General features: G+C 44.5%; 4 protein-coding genes and 4 tRNA genes. 7 read left to right on the top strand and 1 reads right to left on the bottom strand.

Features of this window, described 5'->3' with window-relative positions; translation table 11 throughout:
* Positions 1-303 precede the first annotated feature (303 nt).
* Entirely contained in the window at positions 304-1,341 is a 1,038-nt protein-coding gene (murB, locus tag ACL9RG_RS22660) for a UDP-N-acetylmuramate dehydrogenase (protein WP_422794904.1), read from the top strand.
* Positions 1,338-2,297 (top strand): bifunctional biotin--[acetyl-CoA-carboxylase] ligase/biotin operon repressor BirA, encoded by a 960-nt coding sequence (gene birA, locus ACL9RG_RS22655; protein ID WP_422794903.1) that lies wholly within the window; start codon positions 1,338-1,340, stop codon positions 2,295-2,297. Before murB ends, birA begins: the two co-directional genes overlap by 4 nt.
* 62 nt (positions 2,298-2,359) lie before the next feature.
* Here birA and coaA read toward each other — a convergent pair whose 3' ends face one another.
* Positions 2,360-3,310 carry a type I pantothenate kinase gene (coaA, locus tag ACL9RG_RS22650; RefSeq protein WP_422794902.1) on the bottom strand — a complete coding sequence of 317 codons (951 nt, stop codon included), beginning with the start codon at positions 3,308-3,310 and terminating at the stop codon, positions 2,360-2,362.
* A gap of 446 nt (positions 3,311-3,756) precedes the next feature.
* Here coaA and ACL9RG_RS22645 point away from each other — a divergent pair.
* From ACL9RG_RS22645 to ACL9RG_RS22625, 5 genes are all read left to right on the top strand, one after another.
* Positions 3,757-3,832 (top strand) — tRNA-Thr (locus ACL9RG_RS22645).
* Between the two features lie 19 nt (positions 3,833-3,851).
* Positions 3,852-3,936 (top strand) — tRNA-Tyr (locus ACL9RG_RS22640).
* A 201-nt stretch (positions 3,937-4,137) separates the two neighbouring features.
* Positions 4,138-4,212 (top strand) — tRNA-Gly (locus tag ACL9RG_RS22635).
* 13 nt (positions 4,213-4,225) lie between these two features.
* Positions 4,226-4,301 (top strand) — tRNA-Thr (locus tag ACL9RG_RS22630).
* A 110-nt stretch (positions 4,302-4,411) separates the two neighbouring features.
* On the top strand, positions 4,412-4,515 hold a 104-nt coding region (locus ACL9RG_RS22625; protein WP_005651251.1), incomplete at its 3' end, for a GTP-binding protein.

Genomic DNA, 4,515 nt, shown 5'->3' with positions numbered 1-4,515 from the left:
AAGTGAAACGCCGTAGCGCCGATGGTAGTGTGGGGTCTCCCCATGTGAGAGTAGGGAACTGCCAGGCATCAAATAAAGACGAAGCCCTTCACGTAAGTGAAGGGCTTTTTCTATTGGGGGAAAGATGAAAATATGGACGTAAAACATGTCTATCCCCATCATTTTTATTCTATTTTCCCTTCTTTTACTTAGCAAATATAAAAAATTCCCTTCTAACAGACTGCTACCCAGAAAACTTTTACATTGCCTCGCAGAGGATCGGGTAGACTATGTGCAATGACGTAACGAATGAGTAATAGCTTCATGTCGAAGAGCGACACATCCTTAAAGTATCTAAATACCTTTTCTATTGCGGCTAACGCTGAGCGGATCATTATTGCAACAAATTCAGAAGAATTAGTGAGCGCTTGGCAGCAGGCAAAAGACAGTTTCAAGCCAATGTTGTTATTAGGAGAGGGCAGTAATGTTCTGTTTCTCGAAGATTTTGACGGGGTTGTGGTACAAAATCGTATCAAAGGCATTAGCGTTACTGAGAGCGAAACTGCGTGGTTATTACACGTTGGCGCAGGCGAGAACTGGCATCAACTGGTGTGTTATACCCTGGAAAAAGGCTTGCCGGGATTAGAAAACCTTGCGTTGATCCCTGGTTGCGCAGGATCTGCACCTATACAGAATATAGGCGCTTATGGCATTGAATTAAAAAGCGTTTGTGATTATGTCGATGTGTTGAATTTGGATACTGGCGCAACTACTCGCTTATCTGCCGCTGAGTGCCAATTTGGCTATCGGGAGAGCATTTTCAAACACGCTTATAAGCAGGGTTATGCCATCGTCTCTGTTGGTTTAAAACTCCGTAAACAATGGCAGCCGACGCTCACTTATGGCGATCTCACTCGATTGACACCAGAATCCGTAACGCCACAGCAGATATTCGATTCTGTGTGTGCTATGCGTCGTAGTAAATTGCCTGATCCTGCTATTACGGGTAATGCCGGTAGTTTCTTTAAAAATCCTGTTGTCGATGCTGAATTAGTTGAACAGTTACGTGCACACTACCCAACTATTCCTGCCTATCCTCAACCTAATGGGCAAATAAAGTTAGCAGCGGGTTGGTTAGTGGAACAGGCAGGTTTAAAAGGCTTGCGCATTGGAGGAGCAGCTGTACATCAACAGCAAGCCCTGGTACTTATTAACCAAGATAATGCTACGGGAAGCGATGTACTAGCCTTGGCGCAGCATGTAAGAAACCGCGTTGCGGATAAGTTCTCAGTATGGTTAGAGCCTGAAGTACGTTTTATCTCTGCACAGGGTGAAATCAACGCAGTAGAGGCCTTATCATGAAGGATATTACCATTCCATTGCGTCTGATTGAGATCCTCTCTGATGGTGAATTTCATTCTGGCGAGCAATTGGGCGCTGATATCGGCATGAGCCGAGCCGCAATTAATAAACATATTCAAACCATAAGAGATTGGGGATTAGATATTTTTACGGTCCCAGGGAAAGGCTATAGCTTGCCTGCGCCTATTCAGTTACTCGATCCGGCAAAAATCATTGCAGCTTTACCTGAAGGTAAAGTTGAGGTGTTGCCCGTCATTGATTCAACCAATCAGTATTTACTCGACCGCATCGACAAACTGAGTTCTGGTGACGCTTGCATTGCAGAATATCAGCAGGCTGGACGCGGACGGCGCGGCAGGAAGTGGTTTTCTCCCTTTGGTACGAACCTTTATCTGTCCATGTATTGGAAATTAGAGCAAGGACCGGCGGCAGCAATGGGACTAAGTTTGGTCATTGGTATCGTTATGACTGAAGTTTTGCAAAGCCTTGGTGCTGAAGATGTTCGGGTTAAGTGGCCAAACGATCTTTACCTTAAAGATCGCAAACTTGCCGGTATTTTAGTTGAACTTATCGGTAAAACCGGCGATGCAGCACAATTAGTGATTGGCGCAGGTATCAACTTAAAGATGCGAGAACCTGCAGGCGATGTCATTAACCAAGGCTGGATTAATCTACAAGAAGCGGGAATAGAGATTGATCGTAATGAGCTAACGGTGACGTTACTAAAACAGCTACGTAGTTCATTAAATCAATTTGAACAAGAAGGGCTTGCGCCATTTATTTCACGTTGGCGTCGTTTGGATAACTTCTTGGACCGCCCGGTTAAATTATTGATTGGCGATAAAGAGGTTCATGGCATTGAGCGTGGCATCGATCAACAAGGCGCACTATTGCTAGAGCAGGATGGCGTGATTAAACCTTTCATTGGTGGAGAAATATCACTACGTGGAAGATAACGAGCAACAGCTATATTGCTCGTTGTAACATCATGTCTAAGGAGAGCATCTGCCCTCCTTAATTATTTCCGCAACCTGACACTTTCAACCGCATGATTAGCGCTTTTGGTCAGAATCAGACTAGCCCGCTCACGAGTTGGCAGGATATTTTCTTTCAGATTTAGGCCATTAATATCATTCCATAGCCCTGTTGCCGTATTGATTGCTTCGGCTTCCGATAACTTGGCATAGTTATGGAAATAAGAATCAGGATTAGTGAACGCACCCTGGCGGAACTTTAAGAAGCGATTGATATACCAGCTCTGCAATAAGTCTTCTGGGGCATCAACATAGATAGAGAAATCAACGAAATCAGAAACAAACACGCGATGAGGATCATGAGGATAATCCATCCCGCTTTGCAGAACATTTAACCCTTCCAAAATCAGAATATCTGGCTGCTCAATCACTTTATTACCATCAGGGATGACATCGTAGATGAGATGGGAGTAAACCGGTGCTGTGACGCTTTTAGCACCTGATTTCAGCTCAGAAACAAACTTGACCAACTGATGTATATCATAAGACTGTGGGAAGCCCTTTTTCCTCATAATCCCACGCTCTTGCAGCGTCTTATTAGGATAGAGAAAACCATCTGTGGTAATCAGCTCAACGCTGCGATGTTCAGGCCAGCGGCTTAATAAGGCTTGTAAGACACGTGCTGTCGTACTTTTCCCTACAGCAACACTCCCGGCGATACCGATGATATAAGGTATTTTCTGGCCGTCAGTGCCGAGAAACTGCTCAAGGACTGCCTGGCGGCGAAGGTTGGAGTTGATATAAAAGTTGAGAAGGCGAGAGAGCGGCAGATAAATCTGTGCGACTTCTTCGAGGGATAGATCCTCATTGATGCCCTTCAGTTTTACGACTTCCGTTTCTTTCAGTGTTAATGGAACAGAATCACGTAAGGCTGCCCATTGTTCACGATCAAACTGCAGATAAGGCGTGGCCAAGGATAAATCTCTTTTTTTCATAAGATACGATCTGCCTGTTAGCGCAGGTCAGGATAGGCGACATCCGCCGAGTCCAGACAGTAAATCAGCTGACTATTATAGACAGCTTGTTTTATGCAGTAGACATTTTTCTTCTGCGTTATCTATTTCTTTGAGGAAGTTAAAAAAACGAATAAGAAATAAATGAAACGGCACAACTTGTCTAAGAAAAGTTGCAAAAAAGTTGCAGAAAAGAGGTGGTCAGAAAAAAATTAATTCTTTGAAGCACTAATTAGAAAGGCACTTTGGTTTTATTGGTCGTCTTTTATCTATGAGAAGCAATGCTTTGTTGGTCGCTCTTTATGCTATTTGCGTATAAAAATAGGTCTAAAACACTGTTTTTGAATAAAAGGTGAGCGAAAGAAAAAAAATCGCAATTTTTTTGTTGCATACACTGCCGAGTCTCCCTAGAATGCGCAGCACTTGATGCCGGCTTAGCTCAGTTGGTAGAGCAACTGACTTGTAATCAGTAGGTCACCAGTTCGATTCCGGTAGCCGGCACCATCAAGTACTTACACAATTAGGTGGGGTTCCCGAGCGGCCAAAGGGAGCAGACTGTAAATCTGCCGTCATCGACTTCGAAGGTTCGAATCCTTCCCCCACCACCATCTTCTCTCTCAGTGAGAAGGGCAGCGAAAGCTGAACGGTCGCTGAGTAGTCCAGAGAAGATAAACATCCTACCTTGAGTGTTCCACTGTTCAAACATCAGTTTGAAAGGGCACTTGAGGTGAAGGTGCGGAATGCCAAGTTGATAACTTCATTCCACCCTGAGTGTTCTTCAGAAAAATCAGGTAGCCGAGTTCTAGGATGCGGGCATCGTATAATGGCTATTACCTCAGCCTTCCAAGCTGATGATGTGGGTTCGATTCCCACTGCCCGCTCCAACAAGCAAGATGTGCTGATATAGCTCAGTTGGTAGAGCGCACCCTTGGTAAGGGTGAGGTCGGCAGTTCGAATCTGCCTATCAGCACCACTTCATATTTCTCCCCTCCCTGATTTCTTTCTGTAACTTAATTCGTCAAGCATATTGCTTGGTTGATGTGGTGATACCACCGATTTAACCGTGTCTTAGAGGGACAATCGATGTCTAAAGAAAAGTTTGAACGTACAAAACCGCACGTTAACGTTGGTACTATCGGCCACGTTGACCACGGTAAAACTACCCTGACTGCAGCAATCACTACCGT

The sequence above is a fragment of the Rouxiella sp. Mn2063 genome (assembly GCF_049319665.1).
Taxonomy (GTDB): Bacteria; Pseudomonadota; Gammaproteobacteria; order Enterobacterales; family Enterobacteriaceae; genus JBMOUD01.
This window is presented reverse-complemented; position numbering and strand designations above follow the sequence as displayed.